Below are 20,848 nucleotides of genomic sequence, written 5' to 3' on the forward strand. Positions count from 1 at the left end.
GGTCTGTAAGCTAAAGAAGGAGTTATTCTAGCCTATAAACGGCTAAATACATCAAAGTAAAGAAGCAGAAAATAACTGCTCTTATTAGAGTTGCCCAAAAAGAACGTAAATCATAATTTAGAGTGGGAGCCTTGACAGTTTCGTTCATATCAGGAGGCTCACCGTTCACCCCACAGGACGCGGAGTGTATTCATGCTGCGGGTATAACAAGTAAAAAAATTCATACAAAAACAACCTACATAAAAAACGGCCCTCAAGGAAAAATTCCCCCGAGGACACTTTAGCTACTAATCAGCTTACTTTTATATTCAGTCGGTGTGACGCCTGTATGCTTTTTGAACACTTGACCAAAATAGCGTGGATTGGTGCCGAAGCCTACTTCTTCTGCAATTTCGATCACCTTGACTTGATCAGATTGATTAATAAGCTCAATTGCCTTATCTACTCGCTTGTTAATCAAGTAGGTTGAAAATTTCTCATTCATCTCTTTTTTGAACAGCTTCCCGACATAATCCGGATTCATATAAAGGATCTCATTCGCAATCTTTGTCAGTGATAAGTCCGGATCTGATAAATGCTCATCGACATATGTAATTAAGAGCTTAAGCATCGCGTTTTGAGTTTGCTTTGTTTTTTCATAATAATCTTGCGTAATTTGAGTCGTCGTATATTCTATAAATGCTTTAATTTCCTCAAAGGACTTTGAACTATGGAAAAACGTGATTTGTTCAAAATATTGATCTAGTTGATCTTTAGTTGACTGTTTGATGATCGTCAAAAACAGCTCTAGACACTCTGATTTCACAATGTTCTCGTTATACTGCTCGATTTTAAATGCCTTAAAGAATTTCTCCAGATAGTCTTGCACTTGCTTCACATTCCCACTTTTAATAGAGAAGATTAATTCTTCGTGGTCTAGCTGGAAGGTTTCATACTCAGACTCATCATGAGTGATGTCGTCTGAGGTAATCACACTACCTTCGCTTAGGTAAAATCGTTGCGCCAAGCAATTAAGAGCTTCCTTATACAAGGATTTTAACTTATCGATTGTGCCTGTATGGCTAACTGCTGTTGTAAATGTCAGATGATAAATCTGGTGAAAGCTTTCCTTCACATGAGAAAATGTCAGAAAAAGCTGTTCAAGTGACGTACATTTTGACATCATGACCACCTTCTCACCAATGGTCGTTAACAGGACGGGGTGTTCCTTTCCCATTTCCTCCATTAATAATTCCTTAATAGCAAATACATGCTCATAATCATGCTCACCATCAACACTAATGACAACAATTCGGAAATTATCACCATCAACATCTAGCTGGAATAACTGTCGGTAACTATCCCAATCATGAACAAGGTATTTATGATTTATGAGTAAATCTCGCAAAAATTGCTCCTTTGCCTGTGGAATCACACGTTGCAAATTCCTTCGCATATTCGTGATAAAGGCTTCTTTCCCTCTCAACTCGTTCAATTCTGTAGTGATCTTTTTTAAGACCTCTTCAATTTTCGTTTCATTGCTTGGTTTTAACAAATAATGCTTCACATTGCACTCCATTGCCGTTTTCGCAAACTCGAATTCATCATGTCCTGACAACACAATAAACTTAATATCCGGAAAGAGGTGATGAACCTTTTGAATAAGTTCAATCCCATTCATTCCGGGCATTTTCACATCGGTTAAAACAATGTCTGGCTTTTCCCTTGAAATATAATCGAAGGCTTCTCTCCCATTATATGCTTTGAACACAAGCTCTGTTTGGCACGAAGCCCAATCAACAGTTGATGCAATCCCTTCTAAAATTGCGATTTCATCATCGACCAAAAGCACTTTGTACATCGACATCACTCCATCATATTTGGTAATGTTATGATTACTTTGGTTCCTTTGGATACAACACTTTCAATCTGAATCCCATATTCCTCACCAAACATTAATCTGATTCGCTCACGGATATTGTTTAACCCAATTCCCGAACTCTTTTTTGAAACAACCTCACCTGAAAGAATCGCTTTCACTTTACTTTCCTCCATACCAGGTCCATTATCTTCAATGAAGATGATTAGTTCATCCTCTATCGCTTCTAGTTTGACAGAAATATGGCATTCACCAATAATCTCTTCTAATCCATGCTGGATTGCATTTTCGATCATTGGTTGAATGGTCAGCTTCGGTATTTTAATTTTTTCATAGTCTTCATGCGTATCCAATGTAAAATGAATGCGGTCACCATATCTAAACTTCTGAATCGTAATATAGCTTTGGACAATTTCTAATTCTTCTTTGATTGAAATCATTGGCTCCTTTTTACTGATAATTTTGCGCATCATATTTCCAAGTGCTTCTGCTAGCCCTGAGATTTCATGCTGCTTCCGGCTTCTTGCAAGCCAGTTTATTGAGTCTAATGTGTTATATAAAAAATGAGGATTAATTTGAGACTGAAGTGCTTTATATTCGGCTTCTTTGATGACCAATTGCTTTGTGTAGTTTTCACTAATTAAGCTTTTAATTTTTTCGAGCATGACTTGGAAATCATGATGTAGGATTCCGATTTCGTCATTATAATAACGCCCCTCTAACTGATGGTTATTCTCAAAATCCCCTTGTTGAACCAGTCTCATTTTTTCAGTGAGCTGCTCAATCGGCTTTGAAATTCCCTTCGCTGCAAATCTACTTAATATCAAGGTAAGAGCGAGCATTAAGATAAAAAGGGCAAAAATAATTTGTTTAATTTCAGTAGACTGCTGAGTAATATTGTCATAAGGCAAAATATTATAATAGACTAAATCAGAGTAGCTCGAGTGTTTGTAGGAAACTAAAAACTCCTTGTCGTCCATAACCACCTTATTGTAACCGTTATCATTTTTTGTCGAAATAAGGTCTTCACGAAACGGAAGATCGGTTGTTTTGTAGATAATTTCATCATTATTGGTAATGACAAAGTTCTTCGTAGGTGAGAAATCTAAGGTTTCATTTAGTAGCTTGCTAACATCAATTGTAACGATTAGAAGACCCAGCTTAGCTAGGCTAACATTGACTTTTTCCCGGATGACTCTAGCCACAACGAGATGATTTTCCTCTGCCTGTGTCCATATTGACAAGCCCTCTGCAGCCTGAGCAATTTCTGCTAATTTCTTTAGATCTGTCTCAATCGTGGTATCAAACCCTAGCTTATAATTGCCACCTAGGTTATCGAGTACTTGAACAGATGCGATGTATGGTTCTGAGGTTGCATGTCCTAATAATTGTGTCAACAGCCTTGATTTGGCTTGATATTCAAGAAAGTCCATGTCGTTTGCATTAATCTTTGTTAAAGAATTTTGAATCGTATCCTCTGTACCGATTTGAAAAGTCAGTTGTTCAATTTTCTTAAATTCCTTGTCCAATACAGAAGAAGACAGCTGAAGCATATCCTCTGATTCTTCAAAAATACGTTTTTCATATAAATTGATGAAAGAGTCATAGGCAAACAATCCGATACTTGAAAAGATAAAAAGGAGCAGTAGGGAAATAGAGAATATCTTATTTTTGATATTCAGGTTCTTAAAAATAGTAACCATGGGAGACCCTCTTGTCTTTTATTTTGGCTGACTGTTTTTCTAAAAGCTTATTGTTTTAAACATTAATAAATATCAATTAAATTCTCTAGCAGCCTGAATACACGGAGACTCCCGCGGGAATAGTGGGCAAAGTGAGACCCCGCAGGAGTGTGCGACGAGGAGGCTCACCGGTCACCCCGCAGGACGCGGAGTGTATTCAGGCTGCGACACTCAATACGAAGACAGCCTTTTATTAGTTATAATGACACACCTTAATTATTATAACATTATGAATATTACTTCATGAAATAGAATCTTTTAAATATTTTTTCCTAGAAATCAATGCCTTTAAAGTCATTGGGCTGCTATGTTCGTGATTGTGTCGACTTAATTTAAGAACAATCCACGATACGACAATTAATCCCGCTAGCTCTCCTAATGACGCCGCGATTGCTCCATTTATCCCATTCCAATGTGGGTAAAAGTGAACGAGTAGTATGAGACTACCAATGACGATAGCTAGGTTCGCAATTTGAGAGATGACCATGAGGCTCGTTCTCCGTTGCAGCATCAAAAACCCATTCAAGAAATCAACAATCGGGAACACGAGTGTTTTTAAAATAAAGAATTTCAATACGCCCAATGTTGTTGTCGCTAGCACAGCATCAGCCCCCATTACCCCCTGCATGAACCATAGTCCAAGTGGTGAGTAGCATAATAAAATGAGGACGAGACTCGGAATAAAGCTAATTGTCAGCGTAAACTTCACAACTCTTTTTTTATTTTTTTGATAAAACTGCATTACGATTTGATGTGTATACATGAAGAAGCTTAAAATCATATTCGTGATGCTAAATGCAAGTGCAAAAGAGGCGATTCCCATTTGGAGCTGTTCCGTTTTTGCTAGAAAAATATAAATGATCGGAATCATAATCGTTTGAATTAAGAAATAGAAAACGAGTGGTGTGTAGAATTTAGCGATGTCCTTTTTTCTTAGCGTTGTTGATTTATCATTCTTAGGATAATCTTTTACTAAAAAATGACCTTTCCACACACTGATGACACATTCAATCATCATCCCTGCAAGGAATATGATTGAGCCCACTGTACTTGTTACATAATCTAGCGCCACGAAGAGGTAAGCACATGCAAACATCGTGACTAATCTTGCAATCACACCAATCGTCAGCCATTTCGTTTCTAGATGATTAATAATGATTCCTTGATAAATCCCTCGAATCCCCGAAAAAACCAGCACCAATGTAATCACTTTAAACGCCTGTGAAATGGTATGAACCATGTCTGGATCGGCATGAAAAAACTGAACATAAATCCAGTCACCAAATGGGGAGAACGCCATCATCCAACTAAAAATCATAATTCCTAGCATCACATACAGCAGAAACAAATTTAACAGTTTAAAAGACTTCAAATCTTTGACAAGGGCCGAGCTTGTTTGTCTAAACACAATGATCGGCCGCTCAATGATTCCAAAAAGCGCAAAAGCAACCGCATAACATGCAATAATAAAGGCTGCATTCTCCCCTCTTGCAAGAGTCCCATTAATAATGACATGTGTAATAGCTGTTAAACTAGCCGAAATCCCCAACGGAATAAAAAAGGCTGACAGTTGCTTATAAGAAACCTGACCACTCAGGGTACTCAATGAAAAAACCTCTTTTCGTATAGTTTTGGTCTTAAACTTTGGTGAACACCCTTCTAGCTACGTTCGTGCCGTGTCATGCTGTAAAGATCGAACAAGCCAATCATATGACCTACGTCCACTGATCTCATGTGCCCCTTCAAATAAATCATATGCAAAGTCTTCAGGAGTATTAGTTTCACCATACGTTTCTTCTAGAACAGAGATGGCCTGCTTCACATGATCTACTGGAAAAATAGGGTCTCTTTTACCCGATTCAACAAAAAGCTTTCGTGGTGCAATCAAACCGATGATGTCAGGAAGCTCAGCAACATTTAATAAGCCGGGTATGTAGTTACATAAGCAATGATCCGAGGCGAGAATGCTCCCTTTAAATGTATTTGTAAATCCACATAGGACGGTTGAGTGAATCCGCTCATCAAGTGCTGACGTATAAGCCGCAATAAGCCCTCCACCGGAGAAACCCATGATACCAATTTTCCCTTGTTCTACATCCTCTTGCTGCGAGATGTAGTCGATGAGATGCCGTGCCTCAAAGACACGTAGACCCGCTAATGTCTTTCCGGCCATTAATAGATGCGTAGACATCGTATAACAAGAATGGTTTTTACCTTGCCTTTGATCCTGCTCTAGTCTTCGTTCACCCATTCCGATGACCTCTGGTGCAAACACCTTTAATCCCTTCTTCACTAATTTCACAGCAAAATGCTGATGAATTCCAGGGTCCCCCTCATCCTCTAATCCTTCAGCTGTAAGCCCGACAATCTCCTTTACTCCATAGCCATGCCCATGGAGAGATAACACAGCCGGGTAAGCATATTGATTCAGCTTCGGTGTAAGCACATATAGTGGGATTTCTAACCCACCGGTCGACTGAATCAAGATTTTTTCCCGTGTGTATTCATCAAATTCCTTTTTCTCGAGAAACACTGGATTAAATGCCTCTGGCTTATGAAAGGTTCCTATTACGCTCTCTAAATGCTCCTTCACATGTTGTTTATGTTCAGGAAATGTATCCGCATACATTTTCTCAAAAAACTGATCGGTTTGCAGCATGAAACAAGCCCCCTCACCATGTTCGTTAACCTTAGTTTAACGCATTCTTTACAAACTTTGGGTAATTATTTCATTATTTTGGAAAAATAGTAGCGGAAATACAAGCTAAAACGGCGTATTTCTTGCACCTTTCTTATTGAAATTCACAGAAAAAAACCTACTGGAACAAATCGTTCAACAGTAGGTTTCTTCATATTATACCCTGCATGAATACATCACTCTCATCGTTCTAGATATAGCTTATCCACAATAAAAAATGCAAGCGTCCCAGCAATGACCGTTCCGATAAATGGAAATACATTTGACCCACCAAATACAACCTCTTGACTTAAGAGTACATCACCCGGGTTCAACTCAGGTGTGTAAAAAGCCGTTAACAAATACCCTGAACCTATTTGAACTAATAAAAGCAATAAGCAAAAGCTTACTATAAATACTATGTACTTCTTCATCGTATTCTCCCCTTTCCCCTTCATACGAACTTGTTGTAAAAAATGTTTCATCTCTTTTACTAATTTTTCTCATTTTTTTCTTTCTAAAAATGACGTTATTTTCTCAAAATTTGTTATGATAGAGTGAATCCCAAATTGATTAATTAACAGAAACACCAAGAACAGGCGGGAGGGCTGAACGCATGAAGAAATTTGTACTTATTTTATTTTTACTAATGATGACTGGATGCGCAAGCCATGAGGATATCCTCCACGGGATCGAAGATGGGAAAATCTATGTGGCTGACCCCATCATCACCATCGATGAAGATTATCACGGGGACTTCCAACTGCTTTTAAATGGAGAAACAATAGAGCCTGGGCACACCGTCACTGAAAATGGAGACTATACACTTGAGCTAACCACAAAAAAACTGTGGATGGAGAAAACAACAACTTACTCATTTTCACATGATGATATTCAACCGAAGGCCCCTTCATTCACAACAAACCCTAAACCGGTTTATTTCAAGGAAGCCGTGTTTGATTATAAAAAAGAAAAAAACGTCAGTTATGAAACATTTCTAAATGGGGAACCTGTTGATCTTTCAAAACCCATTACCGAAGAAGGAACCCATTTTTTAAAAATTGTTGCTACGAAAAACAACGGCCTAAAGTCAGAGCGTCGCCAGCTATTTAGCATTGATAACAAAACCTATACGAGTGCTGAGGTCGATACTTTTTTGCATTTTTTCTTTGATAATAACCAGGATTTCCTACCAAAAATCTACAAGTGGACGGATACTGTCACAATTGTTGTAGATGGAAATCCGACTGAACAGGATATGAAGATCTTGAACCAGCATATTGAGACATTAAATAAGCTGTTACCCTTCAAGTTCATTGTCACCGAAGCCGAGAATGGAAAAAGCTATTCACGTCAAATTGATATGCATTTCATTCCAACGTGGAAATTTGTCAATTATGTCGAGGATGAGGATAACCCCGATCTAAAATGGGCTGTTGGCTTAGCATTTCCTACAATGATGAGTAGGGATGAACGACAAGGACTCATAGCTTCAACGGTGCTAATTGGGACTGATATCCCTCAAAGTGAACGGAATCATGTTATCCTGCATGAACTTATCCATTCAATTGGAATGTACAATCATTTTGAAGATGATGAGAGCAGCATCCTCTATCCATTCGTGTACCCAGTGGTCACTGAACTTAATGAAATAGATTTAAAAATGATTGAAATCCTTTATCGCAAGGACTTACTAGGCGGCATGACCAAACCAGATGTGGAACGGGTGCTGAAGCCTAGGGTGAGAGATTGATTTGTGGGAGAAAGGGCATCCAGGATGGGTGTCCTTTTTGGATTGTTTATTGATTTGGATAGGCTGTATTCTCAAAGTTTGTTGTTGTTTTGAGATGAATTATTGAGATTGAGATTTCTAGCAGCCTGAATACACGGGGGACTCCCGTGGGACTAGTTGGCTCCCACAGGACGCGGAGTGTATTCAGGCTGCGGTATCAAAAGCAACAATATATACGAAAACACCCTATGGATAAGCTCAAAAGAGAGCGAGGGAATGAGTGCCCTTATACACCCATTCACCTCTTAAACACAATAAACTTACTCGCAAAATAATTAAAAATGACCACAAATACATTCGCAATCAATTTGGCTACAAGATCATCTACACGCAACACACTCACTAGCAAAATCATCGAGAAAAGATCTAGTAAATAAGACAACCACCTAAACGCAACAAAAGAAACAAACTCTTTCATCACCGTTCGTTTATCTTTATGATGACTTCGAAATACAAACAGCTTATTCGTGATAAAAGCAAACAACACAGATATTATCCAAGCGATTGTCGTCGCTACTTTATAATCAAAATGAAGTACTTTCGTAAAAAAGAGATAGCTGAGGAGATTCACTGCAGTAGTTAAAACCCCAAAAAACAAATAACTTATGACTTCACGTCTCTTCGCATCCATTTATCTCACTACTTTGCGGATATTTGAAAACTCACATTCTACCGTTCACTCTTTCCAATCAATGCACGAACTATACGTTCCAGCTTTTGTTGAAAAAGAAAAAAAGCCGAACGAAGTGCTATACACTTTGTTCAACTTTTTTCAGGTGGTGACAGGCACCACTACGCTCTTTTCGGTGCCAATTCAATCCCTTGGCGAATGGCTTCTTGTAAGCTCTTTTCGTCAGCGATTCCTTTTCCTGCGATGTCAAATGCAGTACCGTGGTCAACGCTTGTGCGGATAATTGGTAAGCCAACTGTGATGTTCACACCAGCGTCTAGTCCTAATACTTTAACAGGTCCGTGACCTTGGTCATGATACATTGCAACAACGATATCGAAGTCGCCACGTACCGTTCGGAAGAATAATGTATCCGCTGGAAGTGGACCGACTACGTCGATTCCCTCTTGTTGAGCTTTTTCGACAGCTGGGATGACCTTTTCTTCCTCTTCGCCGTAACCAAATAATCCATTTTCACCAGCATGTGGGTTGATTCCACAAACTGCGATTTTTGGATTTGTGTAGCCTGCTTTTTTCAATGTTTCATCAGCAAGCTGAATCACCTTGTAGACACGGTCTGGATTGATCATCTTCACTGCATCAAGGATGCCAACATGTGTGGTTACGTGGATCACCTTAAGGTTTGGTGCGGATAACATCATAGAGAAATCTTCTGTATTTGTTAGCTCAGCTAAGATTTCTGTGTGACCTGGGTATAGATGTCCACCTTTGTGTAGAGCTTCTTTGTTTAATGGAGCTGTACAGATTGCATCGATTTTCTTCTCGTTCGCTAGCTCAATGGCTGTGCGTAGGAATTCAAATGCAGCATGTCCCGCTTCAGCAGATACTTGACCAATCGGTAAATCCGCTGGTACTAGGTCTAAATCTAGCACATGAACCTTCCCAAACTCAGTTTTCAAGTTATCCATGTCTGTGATTTTGACGATTTCTAAATTTGTATTTACATACGCTTGTGCTCTATCTAAAATTTTCGCATCACCAATAACGAATGGTTGGCATTGTCCGTAGACTTCTTCATGATTTAAGCTTTTCAAAATAATTTCTGGACCCACACCTGCAGGATCCCCCATTGTAATTCCGATAACTGGAAGTGTACTCATCTTAATTGACCCCTTTCAATTCTTGGACTGCATGGACTAATGAATTCTCTGTGCCAAATGCGCCCGCTTTTGTAATTGCATATAATTCGTATTGACCAGATAATTTCCCTAGTGGAATGCCTGGTTCAACTTCTTTTAATAAGGTTAAACCACTTGAACCTAAATATCGGCAAACATCCTTCGCTGTATCTCCGCCTGTCAAAACAAGTCCAGAAACGATGGCATTGTTTTTCACTACTTCACTTGCTATTTCACCTAAGCCTTTAGAGATTTTATCACTAATTTCAGAAGGTGAAAGGGCTAATTCCTTGCCTCGAGCTGCCGATTTCTCTCGGTTTTCAAGTGATGAATCCACGTATAAAACAACATTTTGACCTTGTTCATAGATGGAAACCATTTTTTCAATATAAAGTTGTTTTAATTCTTCCCATCTTGCACTGTTTTCAAAAACATGAAGTGGATCCACTTCAACAGCTTGCATGCCATCCATGTCTAGCAATCTATCGATTTGTGTTTTCGTGATCGCTGATAAGCTACCTGATACGACTAACACATGTTCCTCACGAACACTTATAGCTGCTGATTCTTCATGACGATTCATAGCTAGATTCTCTGGTAAATACTCTGCCAAACCAGCTGAACCTACCCAAACAACATTCGTTGTGATCGTTGAAATTGATGCAGCGATCCATTCAAGATGAACATCTTCTTCTGCATCAAACACTAACCAGCTTACTCCCTGCTCCTTAAAGCGCGCTAATTCTTTCTTCCATGCTTCAAGATCAAGTCCTAATTCCTTCGTATTGATCTGACCAACTTGAACATCCACTTGACCCTCGATTAGCTTTTTAATAGAAGATTCCTTCACCGGACACTTTGGATCCTTAGATATTTCCGTGTTAGCAATGGCTGTTCCCTGTAAATAGTGAATGCCATCCTTTGTCGTTCTTCCGATCCTTGGAAAAGCCGGGGCAATAATACAAAATTCTGGTTCAAACACATCAACCACCGCTTGTATTTCTGGCCCGAGATTCCCTCTTAAGGTTGAATCCACTTTTTTATAAATTTGAGTAAATCCATGTTCCTTCAAAAATGAAGCAGCCTTACGAGAACGCTCATAAGACTCCTTCGCTAATATCGCGCGGCTATCTGTATCAATGACCACAACATCATTGTCTACATTTACCGCAGATGGATTCAAATCAAATATGACTGAGGAACGTAGTCCTTTTTTTGCAAGCTGGACACCGCTGTCATTGGAGCCTGTTAAGTCATCGGCGATGATGCCCAATTTTTCTGTCGTCATGATTCTCAAGTCTCCCTTCCTGATCAAACGGCTTTTCCATTACTTTTCGCAAAATCAAAGCCTTTCTTTTCTAACCTCTTCACCAAGAATCCAATATATAGAGGTAATAGGATAGCTGATGTTACAACAGATGCTGCAACCTGAACTGTTGCTAAATCTGAGTTTGCTGCAAATCCTGCACTGGCTGCTGCAATCGCTGCTGGCGTTGCTACTGCATTACCTGCTGTTGAACCTTCTGCTGCACCTGGAATTGGGTTCCAACCAAGCGCTTTGAATACAAAATATCCAGCCGTACCAGTGATAAATACTGTTGCTAAACCTAGCATAATTCCTGCTAATCCACCTTCAATGATCTTACCGAAATCAATTCCCATCCCTAACGCAAATGCGAAGAACGGAATTAACATCGAGCTACCTTGATCAAGGAAGTCACGCATGTCACCATCAAGATTACCTAAGATCATACCAATGACGATTGGTAATAATACTGAAACGAATGAAACGACTGAGAACATTCCATCTACAAATCCCATCGCCCCAAAGATGGATAGGGCAACCATTGTTAAGAAAGGTCCATCATTTAACGCTAATAATGAATAGGCTGCTTTGTCGTCTTTTCCACCGTATTGACCAACGATTGCCATGTATAGACCACCGTTACTGTTTGTCATTGCTGCAATAATTGCAACAGGTGCAAGTCCTAACCAAAGTCCGTTTTCACCCATGAACATGTAGGCTAACAATCCGAAGATCGCACCAACTACCCATTTCGTCGCAAGAAGTGTTGCTCCTTTTCCTAAGCTCACTCCTACCATACGCATGTTGATTTGTGCACCAGTACATAGTAAGAATAGTGCGATAAGTGTTGAGGCACCGTTTACAAAAAGCGCTTCCGTAAAATTCCCGATTCTAAGTAACTCTGGAAAAAATGTATTTATTGTTGCAGCTAATAATAATGGAACAACCATCATTCCACCTGGAATACTTTCCAATCTTGCTTTAATTTTCATCTTGAATCCCCCTAATTCTATCATAGTGTTGTATTTTGAAACAATCACTTTATTTTGTAAACCGCTTACAGTGATTATAATAAATGAAACGGTTGCAAAACGCAATACTATTTGTGAACTTTTTTTGTCTTTTTTGCATAAAAAAATAGCACAAGTTAAGATTTCAACTTGCGCCATAGAGTCGAACGGTTGATACCAAGCCGTTCTGCAGCCTTAGATTGGTTCATTCCTTCTTCTTCTAAAACCTGCTTAATGATTTGTTTTTCGATTTCATCGAGTGTTCCAACGTAATTTACGTTGTTTTTTGCAACACTTTGTTCTTTTAACGGTTGCAAAAGCTCTCTGACATCCTCCATTTCAATATAATAGCTGCTAGAATGTAAAATTAATTGCTCGACCATTTGGATTAATTGATCAATATTCCCTGGCCAATCATAGTCACTGAGCTCCTGCAACGCTTCAGGTCTGATGCCTGCAAGCTGTTTGCCATAGCGTGCGTGAAATTGCGACAGATACAGATGAACGAGCTCTGAAAGATCGTCCTTCCGTTCTCTTAGAGGTGCAAGGTGAAGGGATACCTTTGATAAAAAATAATATAAATCATGATCGAATTGACCATTTTCAACTAAGTCAAGCATCATACGGCTAGTAGAAATAATTAACCTCGGACCAACTGTTCTTCTTTGTAATCGTTGAAAAAGCTTTTTCTGGGAATCTAGCGTTAGTTTATGCGGCTCTCGTACATAAATACTTCCGATCGAAGGATTTGAAAAATAGTTCCCTTCTAACACGCTTGCCCATTCTTTTTCACTCATTGCATCACAGGACATGATCACAATCGGGAGATGACCCACAGTGCTTTGTTTATGTATCGCTTTTGCGATCAATTCTTTGCCAGTTCCCTTTTCTCCAGTTAACCAAATGGGAAACGGTTCATTGCTAAATACATTTATCTGTTCACGTAATCGTTCCACATGCTCTGTTGTGCCCGCAATCGCTGGGACTGTACTTACATATTCCCAGTGGACTCCCTCTGGAAGAGCTTGCTTTGATTGCGCCTCGAGATAAAGAACACAGAAATCACTGTCTTGAATAGGTGTGGACGTCACATTTAACAGTGTTTCTTCATTCTGGAGGATTGACGTTTGTTCTTTTTTTGTAGTTAGGGTTGTTTTGACCAACTGTTTTGTTTCTTCTTTAAAATGGTGGACAATTTTTTCTGCCATTTTATTATGCTGAATGAGCTTTTCCCCTTTAAACACTATGATGCCACGTTGGTCCTTGTCGATGATGGTTTTGTAGGTGTCGAGCTCAGCTTTCATTTGATCTAACTGATGATAAATTCGTTCTGCATCTTGGAATGCAGCAGTCACTGCCTCCACCCCTGAGGTGATGAGTATCCCGGTTAATCCGACTTCCTTTGCTTCATTAAATGTAACAACATCACCAATGACAAGCTTGTATTCCTTTTGCTTTAATTGTTGAAGAGTTGCCTTTACCTCTTCTCCACTTTCAATCGTCAGGTTTTCGATTTTCATGTCTAGCAAGCTACAAATTGTTGATGCTCCTTGTGAAATGTTCGGAAACCCGACAATCGCAGATTTTCCTGGAAAACCATTCACCAAGGTCATCACGCGTAGCATATCATAACCGGATACTTGAATATCAATGACTGGAATGTCAACAACCTCTCGAATGAAGGCGGCGGTTCCTCCACGACTGATAATCACGTCAAAGCCAGAATGAGACTTTGCCTTTACTATGTCTGAACCTTCTTCAAGGTTACCAATTTCTATTTCTATATCAAAATGCGTAAATGCATCTGCCACCTGTTGGACAACTTCTTTCAATCCCTCATATGGGGCGATGACTAGCGCCTTAATTCTTTTCATACGTACTCTCCTCATTGTTGCAAAATTAAACAACTGTAATCATTTTATTATAAACATAGGGGGCATCACAAGGGAATAGTTGGGGTGTAGGAACACGTTAAGCTATTCGACAAATTTCGGGTGGTGCCAGGCACCACAAAAAAAGCCCACGGAATTCCGCAGACTTTCGCACGATCATTGTAATCGACAACATTCGGGTGGTGACAGGCACCACCTATTTCGCTGTGCTCGTTTTGTCCATAAATTTCAGTAAGTCAGTTAAGAGCGTGCTGAATGTGCTCAAGTGTTCTTGGATTCGACCTGGGTATTCTCGTTCAATAAATTCAAGAGTGTCGTTACTTGTGTGCCATATTCCTCCGTGCTCGACTGTTTGGTCATAACCATCCTGAGCTCCAATTTCCCAGTTGGTTGCTTCTAAGTATCCGATTGGAATGCCGATTCTTTTAAATGGAGCATGGTCACTCCAGTCACCTGTTGTTCCATAAGGATACGCAGGGTTGATTCCTGGGTTTGTTCCAACATTTAACTTCTTTTTCTCAGCAATCTTTAGTGCTTGGTCACGAATAAAGCCATCCTCACCAGCACTTCCGTATACGTACATTTTATCCCCTACTGCTAAGCTGTCTAAATTAATCATACCTACTGTGTTCGCTATTTCTTCTGGCGACATATTGCGAGCAAAATAATTTGAACCCTGAAGCCCAACCTCTTCTGCACCAAAAGCAATGTAGACAATGGAGTATGGTGTGTTAATTTTCTTCAAGACCTCTGCCACCTCAAGCATCACGCCAACGCCTGATGCATTATCATCTACCCCTAACCCTGCTGACACAGAATCATAATGGGCACCCACAATGATTTGCTTCGAGGATTTCCCAGGCTTATAAGCAATGACGTTAGAAGAACTAGTTGTTCGACCACTTCTCGTATACGTAAATTCCTGTACCTCTGTTTCTAACCCCATTCGTTCAAATTGTCCCTTAATATAGCTCTCTGCTAATCTCTCATTTGCACTTCCTGCTATTCTCTGACCAATTTCATAAGCTAAATATTTCGTATGTTCATAGGCCATCGCCCCACTTTTATGAGCAAGTGATGGGTGATATGTAACTGATTGAGCAGCGGCAGAACTTACGATTGAAAAAACTAGTAAGCATAACGTGACTAAGGATATTGATAACTTCTTTTTCATAAAAATTCCTCCTCTTAAAATTATCAGAATAATTAGAGATTAGTACCTTTCCCATGAAATGTAAAGAAATCAATCCAAGAACTTTTCGATAAATTTCGAGTTTTAGAGGTATTTCACTTTAATCCATTGCATATTTGAAAGCATTCAAAAAACGCTGAGAGTAGTTACATTCTCAGCGTTTTAACATTTTACAATGAATTTATATATTTATCTCTCAAAAAGCCCTCTCCTCACCACCGATTGCGGTGAGGGGTTGTGAGGTAAAATTAGAGAGGTCAAGCAACATTAGTTGTCGTTTCTTTGTTGGCACCAAATGTAGTAAATTTATTTCTTAAATATGGAAGGACATAATAGTCAGCTCCGAATTTACCTGCATTTGCACCAGCTGCTAAAATAATTACCCCTAGTAAAATCATTAATGGGTTTGTGCTGACAGTTCCAGCGAACATGAACATGAAGTTCATTAGTAATCCGAAGAACATGGCTGCTGTTGTTAAGCATCCCAGTAATAAACCAACACCTACTAAGAACTCTCCCCAAGGAATTAAGAAGTTAATCATTCCTACATTTGGAAGTGCTAAGCCTTCGATAAAAGCTGTATAAGTTGGATAAAGTGCTGCACCTGTTGCTTTGTCTGCAACTGGGTTTGTTACGGCTGCATTCAGGAATCCACTTGCGTCAAATCCACCAGCAGTTAATTTACCCCAACCACCAGTCATCCAGCTCCATCCTAAGTACAATCTAATCACTGTTAAAATTCCTGCTGCAATACGGTTTTCTCTAATAAATTTGTTGATCATCTCGATCCTCTCCTTAAGTGTTTTATTTTTAATTTGTTTTTGTTTTCTCTCTATGTCTGTATCTTACTATCTTGTGAACATATTCACAATAGTTATGTGAGAAACTTCACAATTCGTTCATAAAGATGTGAACTTTTTATTACAGCCATAGTGTTTATAGGGGAATCGCGTTATTATTCGACAAAATCCGGGTGGTGACAGGCACCTCAAATGAAACTTTTTTCTCTTTTTTTCGTACATAATAGTAATAAGGTGGTGTTTACAATGAAGAGAAAATTACTATTTCCACTGATTCTCTTAACTATTTTGGTGGGTGTCTTCTTTTTACCTGATCGTAGTTATGCAGTGGATTACAACATTACAAACGTTATAATGGAGGCTCAACTCCAAGAAAATGGCAAGGTTTCTGTTACTGAAACACATACGTATGAATTTGATGGAAAGTTTAGTGGAATCACACGAGAAATCGTTCCTAAGAAAGGATCCGCCATCAATGAGTTTCAAGCGATGGAAGATGGAAAAAGTCTAAAAATTGAACAAGATGATCATTTATATAAAATACACCGAAAAGGTTCAGATGAAACGATAACAGTTGAACTCACCTATTTAATTGAAGGTGGCGTCAATATTTATCAGGATATTGCTGAATTTTACTGGCCATTTTTTGATGACCGGAATGAGGTAACCTACGAACAGCTTGAAATCATCGTGCATCCTCCTACACCGACATCGGACGTGATTGCATTTGGGTATGATCAAGCATTCCAGACTGAACACATTGGGCAGGATGGGACCGTTATTTTTCAATTAGGAGAAGTTCCTGATGGAAAAAATGGAGATATTCGTGTTGCTTATGATGTGACACTATTTCCTTCTGCTGCAGTCACAGCAAATAAACCAATGAAAAGTGAAATCCTTGAGACAAAACAGAATCTGATTGATGCAGCCGTAGCAAGAGCGCAAGCGCAAGAACAACTTCGACAATATGGTGGGTTGGGAATCCTTCTTTTTGCCTTGATTTTATTCGTACTCATTCTTCGAACATCATTGCAAGCTCGTAGAACAAGAAGGAACGTCGAGCAAAGCTATGAGAACCATTCATTTTTCGTTCCGAAGCAAGTGATGAGTCTGTCCGCAACGATTTCCTATACAAATGGAAGAATTCTTCCTTCAGAGGCAATGGCTGCTGCACTCCTCGATTTAGTCAGGAAAGGCATTGTTAAGAAAACGGGAAACAATGGATTTAGACTCGCTAATCGTCAAACGGATCTCTTAGAACACGAGCAAATCTTAATCGAATTATTATTTGACAAAATCGGTTCAAATGGTGAATTCAATTTTGAAGAGCTCAATACTTTTACAAAAAACAAAAACAATCATCAAACATTTCAAACCTATAAAATGAAGTGGGCACAAGCAGTTGGAGCTGAAGTACGTCAGCATGATTTATACGAGGATAAAAAGAAGTATCGCACGATCATAGGACTTTCAAGCTTACTTCTCATTCCAATGCTCATTATTTTCCCAGTGTACGGCCTACCTGCCCAGCTATTCTTCACGATTTTGTTATTTATTACGGTGTTAATTTACGCATTTGCGTACCATCCAAAAACAACCGCCGGTCACCAATTAAGCTATGAATGGCGGATATTTAAAACCTATTTTAAAGACCTAGCTGAAGAAGACTGGAAATCACTTACAGAAGATGAACGGATGAGAGCCTACCTCTATGGCCTTGGGGTAAACCAAAAGCAATTAACGGAGCGAAACGAAGTGCTTGTTGAGTCATTTAAACCGTCCATCGGAAGCACACCTGCAGCCGGAATGTATGGGCCAGTCGATATAAGTACCATCGCCTTTTTCGGTCCAATCGCATCTTCGACTTTTCACTCAGTAGACCAAACAACCCAAAGCACAACCAATTCCTCTAGCTCCACTGGTGGAGGCGGCGGAGTTGGCGGTGGTGGCGGCGGTTCTGGCGCATTTTAATAGAAAGAGAAGCTGTTCCATGTTGATGGTGCCTGTCACCTTGATATGGGATGGCTTTTTTTCTATTTTTCAAATTTAAACGCTTGTACAATAGCATTCATGCGGGTTTCCGGCGTCTAAACAAACGTTTGTTTAAAAAATGGAGACTCTCAGGAAGCTTATATTTCACCTCTACTTCCTCTCGTGCCTTCCCTTCACTAGCCAAACTTCATGTATCTCCCTTGATGTATGTGAAGTATCAAATTTTTCATCCCCACGATTCATAAAATACTCCTTTTCGACGCACCACTTTCTATCGTTTATTTTGTAACTACCGACGGAATAAATAGAAAGCGCGCTTTTACAAAGGAACATTTTACAAATGGATACCGCGTTTGAAAAGCTAGTTGATGACTTTAACCCGATGATTTATGGCATCATGAAAAAACTCCACCTCTACCGAGATCAAGAGGCCTTTTATCAAGTAGGATTAATTGCACTGTGGGAAGCACATACCCGCTTTGACCCGGAAAAAGGAACATTCTCAACGTTTGCCTACGCAACCATCCGAGGAAGACTTCTCGAGTACTTAACAAAGGAAAAACAATTCTATGATAACCACCAGGGGCTCCCATCAGAAGACGCCATCGGGCTAGTCGACACAACTTCATTTCTCCTGCTCGAAAACGAAATGATTGACCAATACTGTGAAGGACTCTCTGACAAACAACGAAAATGGGTCCAAAAACGAATCATCGAAGACAAAAGAATCATCGACATCGCAAACGAAGAAGGCGTCACACCCGACGCCGTCAAATCCTGGGGGAAAGCCGCCCTCAAAAAACTCCGTGGGAGAATTGGTGTGGGTTAACTTTTGGGGGTTCTTGTGTCGTGGCAAACTTGGGTCGGTTCTTGCGCTTCCACAACGCGCTAACAGGGGCTGCGAACTCGGAACTCGGGACGGTTCTCACGCTTCCATAAAAAAAAAGCATGAGAACTTCTCCCATGCTTCCTAGGACAAATAAGAACCGTCCCCAATCTTCCCTTTCTTCATTTCACGGCTGATGGTCGTTCCTTAGCTTTGTCAGATTCCGCTGCATTTTTGCGGGCATCTTCTTTATTTTGTGCCATTTCTTCTATTGATTTTACCTTTAATCTTGCAGCTCCTTGGTAATCCTTTGTTGGTAGGAGGTTACCCGCTGCAAGTCTTTCCTTCGCTTTTTTAATAGATTCCGTGAACTGCGGCAGCCATTTTTCCTGAGCAACAAGCATTTCATCTGTCATTTGCCAGATTTCCTTCGGATTGCAGACAGCTCCTACAAGCGGATCCATCATCATCGCTTGGCGAAGCAGCGTGTCATCCCCATGAACCGCCGCTTCGACAGCAAGCCTTTGCACGGAAATACTGACATTACATACCGCTGCACAACCAAGTGGCAGGTCCCCAACAACCGGCATATTAATTCCATTACGGTCAACATACCCCGGCGCCTCAATAATTGCATCATCCGGAAGATTTGTGATAACCCCATTATTCACAACGTTGAAATGACCTCTATACGTTCGCCCCGTTTCAAGCGCTTCGACAATATACGAACCATGCTCCTCCCCACGGTTTTCTTGCTTATACTCAATCGCAGGTTCCTTCATCCAATTTGGAAAATCAGTTTTAAACCAATTACGCCCCTCCGTACACACTCTTAAATATCCACCTGTTTCCCCATTAATCCACTTACCTAAATCAATCCAATCATTGATTTCTTCCGGTCTTTTTCGATACCAAGGAACATATTCACTCAAATGACCGTTTGATTCTGTACTATAAAAACCAAAACGTCGCATCATATCAATTCGAACTTTTTCCGTCTTCGAAAACTCAGGATGATTTTCAAAAGCCTCAAGCATCCGCCCTGTTAAATCTTCTCCCTTGTGCTTCACACTAATATACCAGGTTTGATGATTAATCCCTGCGCAAATAATATCTACCTCTTCCTTCTCTAACCCAAACGCCATCGCAATTTGTCGATGCCCACCCTGAACCCCATGGCAAAGTCCAATTGTATTCACACCACCATATTTATTACAAGCCCATGTCAACATCGCCATCGGATTCGCATAGTTGAGTAACAAGCAATCCTTAGCCGCTACCTCTCGAATATCCTTACAAATCTCAAGCATTTCGGCAATCCCACGCTGGCCATACATAATTCCACCAGCACACAAGGTATCCCCTACACACTGATCAATTCCATATTTCAATGGAATATCGACATCAAGCTGGAATGCCTCCAAGCCCCCAATTCGAACCACACAGAAAATGTACTTTGCATCCCTAAGTGCTTCTCTTCGGTTTAAAGTAGAATGGATTTTGATATCTAAGCCATTTTCATCAATATCCCTCTGACAAAGCTGAGTCACCATCTCTAAGTTAGCTGAACTAATATCAGTAAAAGCCACTTCAATATTATTAAACTCCGGTACAGCCAAAAGATCTCGCAAAAGACCTCTCGTAAAACCAATGCTACCTGCTCCAATAAAGGCGATTTTAAATGACATGATACAACTCTCCTTTTCTATTTATAATGTGTTTCTACTTCTTATCACTTATTCTACCAACAATTAATAGAAAACGCTTCCATTTAAACACTTATCTTATGAATAATATGTGTAAAATACGAACTTTATTCTGCAAATTGGGGACGGTTCTCACTTTGCATTTTCACCAAAAACGGAAGTTTGCGAACCGCCCAGACTTTCCCCCCATGCTTTTCAGGTCAACTCTACTATGTTATTATTTTTTAGATATAATAATTAGAAAGC

General features: G+C 39.8%; 16 protein-coding genes. 3 read left to right on the forward strand and 13 right to left on the reverse strand.

Annotated features, from left to right (window positions below; all coding sequences use genetic code 11):
* Nucleotides 1-280: 280 nt before the first annotated feature.
* The 5 genes from F7888_RS19675 to F7888_RS19695 all read right to left on the reverse strand — a co-directional run bounded on the left by F7888_RS19675 (nucleotide 281) and on the right by F7888_RS19695 (nucleotide 6,711).
* Nucleotides 281-1,840 carry a response regulator transcription factor gene (locus F7888_RS19675; protein ID WP_191782604.1) on the reverse strand — a complete coding sequence of 520 codons (1,560 nt, stop codon included), beginning with the start codon at nucleotides 1,838-1,840 and terminating at the stop codon, nucleotides 281-283.
* 5 nt (nucleotides 1,841-1,845) lie between these two features.
* A complete protein-coding gene (locus F7888_RS19680) occupies nucleotides 1,846-3,561 on the reverse strand; it encodes a sensor histidine kinase (RefSeq protein WP_191782606.1) in 1,716 nt (571 codons plus the stop codon).
* A 280-nt stretch (nucleotides 3,562-3,841) separates the two neighbouring features.
* On the reverse strand, nucleotides 3,842-5,206 hold the full coding sequence (locus F7888_RS19685) for a multi antimicrobial extrusion protein MatE (protein WP_191782608.1): 1,365 nt from the start codon (nucleotides 5,204-5,206) through the stop codon (nucleotides 3,842-3,844).
* A gap of 57 nt (nucleotides 5,207-5,263) precedes the next feature.
* Complete coding sequence (locus F7888_RS19690) at nucleotides 5,264-6,259, reverse strand: dienelactone hydrolase family protein (RefSeq protein WP_191782609.1); 996 nt, start codon at nucleotides 6,257-6,259, stop codon at nucleotides 5,264-5,266.
* Nucleotides 6,260-6,480: 221 nt separating this feature from the next.
* Nucleotides 6,481-6,711 (reverse strand): hypothetical protein, encoded by a 231-nt coding sequence (locus F7888_RS19695; protein WP_191782611.1) that lies wholly within the window; start codon nucleotides 6,709-6,711, stop codon nucleotides 6,481-6,483.
* A 182-nt stretch (nucleotides 6,712-6,893) separates the two neighbouring features.
* Here F7888_RS19695 and F7888_RS19700 point away from each other — a divergent pair, with 182 nt between their 5' ends.
* A complete protein-coding gene (locus F7888_RS19700) occupies nucleotides 6,894-8,030 on the forward strand; it encodes a DUF2927 domain-containing protein (protein WP_191782613.1) in 1,137 nt (378 codons plus the stop codon).
* 277 nt (nucleotides 8,031-8,307) lie between these two features.
* Here the strand turns inward: F7888_RS19700 and F7888_RS19705 are convergent, their stop codons facing one another.
* The 7 genes from F7888_RS19705 to F7888_RS19735 all read right to left on the reverse strand — a co-directional run bounded on the left by F7888_RS19705 (nucleotide 8,308) and on the right by F7888_RS19735 (nucleotide 16,060).
* Complete coding sequence (locus F7888_RS19705) at nucleotides 8,308-8,700, reverse strand: GtrA family protein (RefSeq protein ID WP_191782615.1); 393 nt, start codon at nucleotides 8,698-8,700, stop codon at nucleotides 8,308-8,310.
* A 161-nt stretch (nucleotides 8,701-8,861) separates the two neighbouring features.
* The gene (gene pdxA / locus F7888_RS19710; RefSeq protein ID WP_191782617.1) at nucleotides 8,862-9,860 is read right to left on the reverse strand and encodes a 4-hydroxythreonine-4-phosphate dehydrogenase PdxA; all 999 of its coding nucleotides are present in this window, start codon (nucleotides 9,858-9,860) and stop codon (nucleotides 8,862-8,864) included.
* A gap of 1 nt (nucleotide 9,861) precedes the next feature.
* A complete protein-coding gene (locus F7888_RS19715; RefSeq protein ID WP_191782619.1) occupies nucleotides 9,862-11,166 on the reverse strand; it encodes a four-carbon acid sugar kinase family protein in 1,305 nt (434 codons plus the stop codon).
* 23 nt (nucleotides 11,167-11,189) lie between these two features.
* Entirely contained in the window at nucleotides 11,190-12,176 is a 987-nt protein-coding gene (locus tag F7888_RS19720; RefSeq protein WP_191782622.1) for a 2-keto-3-deoxygluconate permease, read from the reverse strand.
* Between the two features lie 155 nt (nucleotides 12,177-12,331).
* Nucleotides 12,332-14,068: a PrpR N-terminal domain-containing protein gene (locus tag F7888_RS19725; RefSeq protein ID WP_191782624.1), complete on the reverse strand. Its 1,737-nt coding sequence runs from the start codon at nucleotides 14,066-14,068 to the stop codon at nucleotides 12,332-12,334.
* Nucleotides 14,069-14,282: 214 nt separating this feature from the next.
* Entirely contained in the window at nucleotides 14,283-15,260 is a 978-nt protein-coding gene (locus F7888_RS19730) for a M20/M25/M40 family metallo-hydrolase (protein ID WP_191782626.1), read from the reverse strand.
* 275 nt (nucleotides 15,261-15,535) lie between these two features.
* On the reverse strand, nucleotides 15,536-16,060 hold the full coding sequence (locus tag F7888_RS19735) for a DoxX family protein (RefSeq protein WP_191782628.1): 525 nt from the start codon (nucleotides 16,058-16,060) through the stop codon (nucleotides 15,536-15,538).
* Between the two features lie 264 nt (nucleotides 16,061-16,324).
* Between F7888_RS19735 and F7888_RS19740 the strand changes: the two genes are divergently transcribed.
* Both F7888_RS19740 and F7888_RS19745 read left to right on the forward strand, forming a co-directional pair.
* The gene (locus F7888_RS19740) at nucleotides 16,325-18,049 is read left to right on the forward strand and encodes a DUF2207 domain-containing protein (protein WP_191782630.1); all 1,725 of its coding nucleotides are present in this window, start codon (nucleotides 16,325-16,327) and stop codon (nucleotides 18,047-18,049) included.
* Nucleotides 18,050-18,410: 361 nt separating this feature from the next.
* Nucleotides 18,411-18,899: a sigma-70 family RNA polymerase sigma factor gene (locus F7888_RS19745; protein WP_191782632.1), complete on the forward strand. Its 489-nt coding sequence runs from the start codon at nucleotides 18,411-18,413 to the stop codon at nucleotides 18,897-18,899.
* 179 nt (nucleotides 18,900-19,078) lie between these two features.
* Here F7888_RS19745 and melA read toward each other — a convergent pair whose 3' ends face one another.
* Nucleotides 19,079-20,584, reverse strand: a complete 1,506-nt coding sequence (gene melA / locus F7888_RS19750) for an alpha-glucosidase/alpha-galactosidase (protein ID WP_191782634.1) — start codon at nucleotides 20,582-20,584, stop codon at nucleotides 19,079-19,081.
* Between the last annotated feature and the right edge of the window lie 264 nt (nucleotides 20,585-20,848).

Source organism: Litchfieldia stipae (assembly GCF_014837155.1).
GTDB lineage: Bacteria > Bacillota > Bacilli > Bacillales > Bacillaceae_L > Litchfieldia.

Coding starts and splice junctions, on each gene's coding strand:
- F7888_RS19675 (WP_191782604.1), bottom strand. CDS start 1,840: ATGTACAAAGTGCTTTTGGTCGATGATGAAATCGCAATTTTAGAAGGG.
- F7888_RS19680 (WP_191782606.1), bottom strand. CDS start 3,561: ATGGTTACTATTTTTAAGAACCTGAATATCAAAAATAAGATATTCTCT.
- F7888_RS19690 (WP_191782609.1), bottom strand. CDS start 6,259: ATGCTGCAAACCGATCAGTTTTTTGAGAAAATGTATGCGGATACATTT.
- F7888_RS19695 (WP_191782611.1), bottom strand. CDS start 6,711: ATGAAGAAGTACATAGTATTTATAGTAAGCTTTTGCTTATTGCTTTTA.
- F7888_RS19700 (WP_191782613.1), top strand. CDS start 6,894: ATGAAGAAATTTGTACTTATTTTATTTTTACTAATGATGACTGGATGC.
- F7888_RS19705 (WP_191782615.1), bottom strand. CDS start 8,700: ATGGATGCGAAGAGACGTGAAGTCATAAGTTATTTGTTTTTTGGGGTT.
- pdxA (WP_191782617.1), bottom strand. CDS start 9,860: ATGAGTACACTTCCAGTTATCGGAATTACAATGGGGGATCCTGCAGGT.
- F7888_RS19715 (WP_191782619.1), bottom strand. CDS start 11,166: ATGACGACAGAAAAATTGGGCATCATCGCCGATGACTTAACAGGCTCC.
- F7888_RS19720 (WP_191782622.1), bottom strand. CDS start 12,176: ATGAAAATTAAAGCAAGATTGGAAAGTATTCCAGGTGGAATGATGGTT.
- F7888_RS19725 (WP_191782624.1), bottom strand. CDS start 14,068: ATGAAAAGAATTAAGGCGCTAGTCATCGCCCCATATGAGGGATTGAAA.
- F7888_RS19730 (WP_191782626.1), bottom strand. CDS start 15,260: ATGAAAAAGAAGTTATCAATATCCTTAGTCACGTTATGCTTACTAGTT.
- F7888_RS19735 (WP_191782628.1), bottom strand. CDS start 16,060: ATGATCAACAAATTTATTAGAGAAAACCGTATTGCAGCAGGAATTTTA.
- F7888_RS19740 (WP_191782630.1), top strand. CDS start 16,325: ATGAAGAGAAAATTACTATTTCCACTGATTCTCTTAACTATTTTGGTG.
- F7888_RS19745 (WP_191782632.1), top strand. CDS start 18,411: ATGGATACCGCGTTTGAAAAGCTAGTTGATGACTTTAACCCGATGATT.
- melA (WP_191782634.1), bottom strand. CDS start 20,584: ATGTCATTTAAAATCGCCTTTATTGGAGCAGGTAGCATTGGTTTTACG.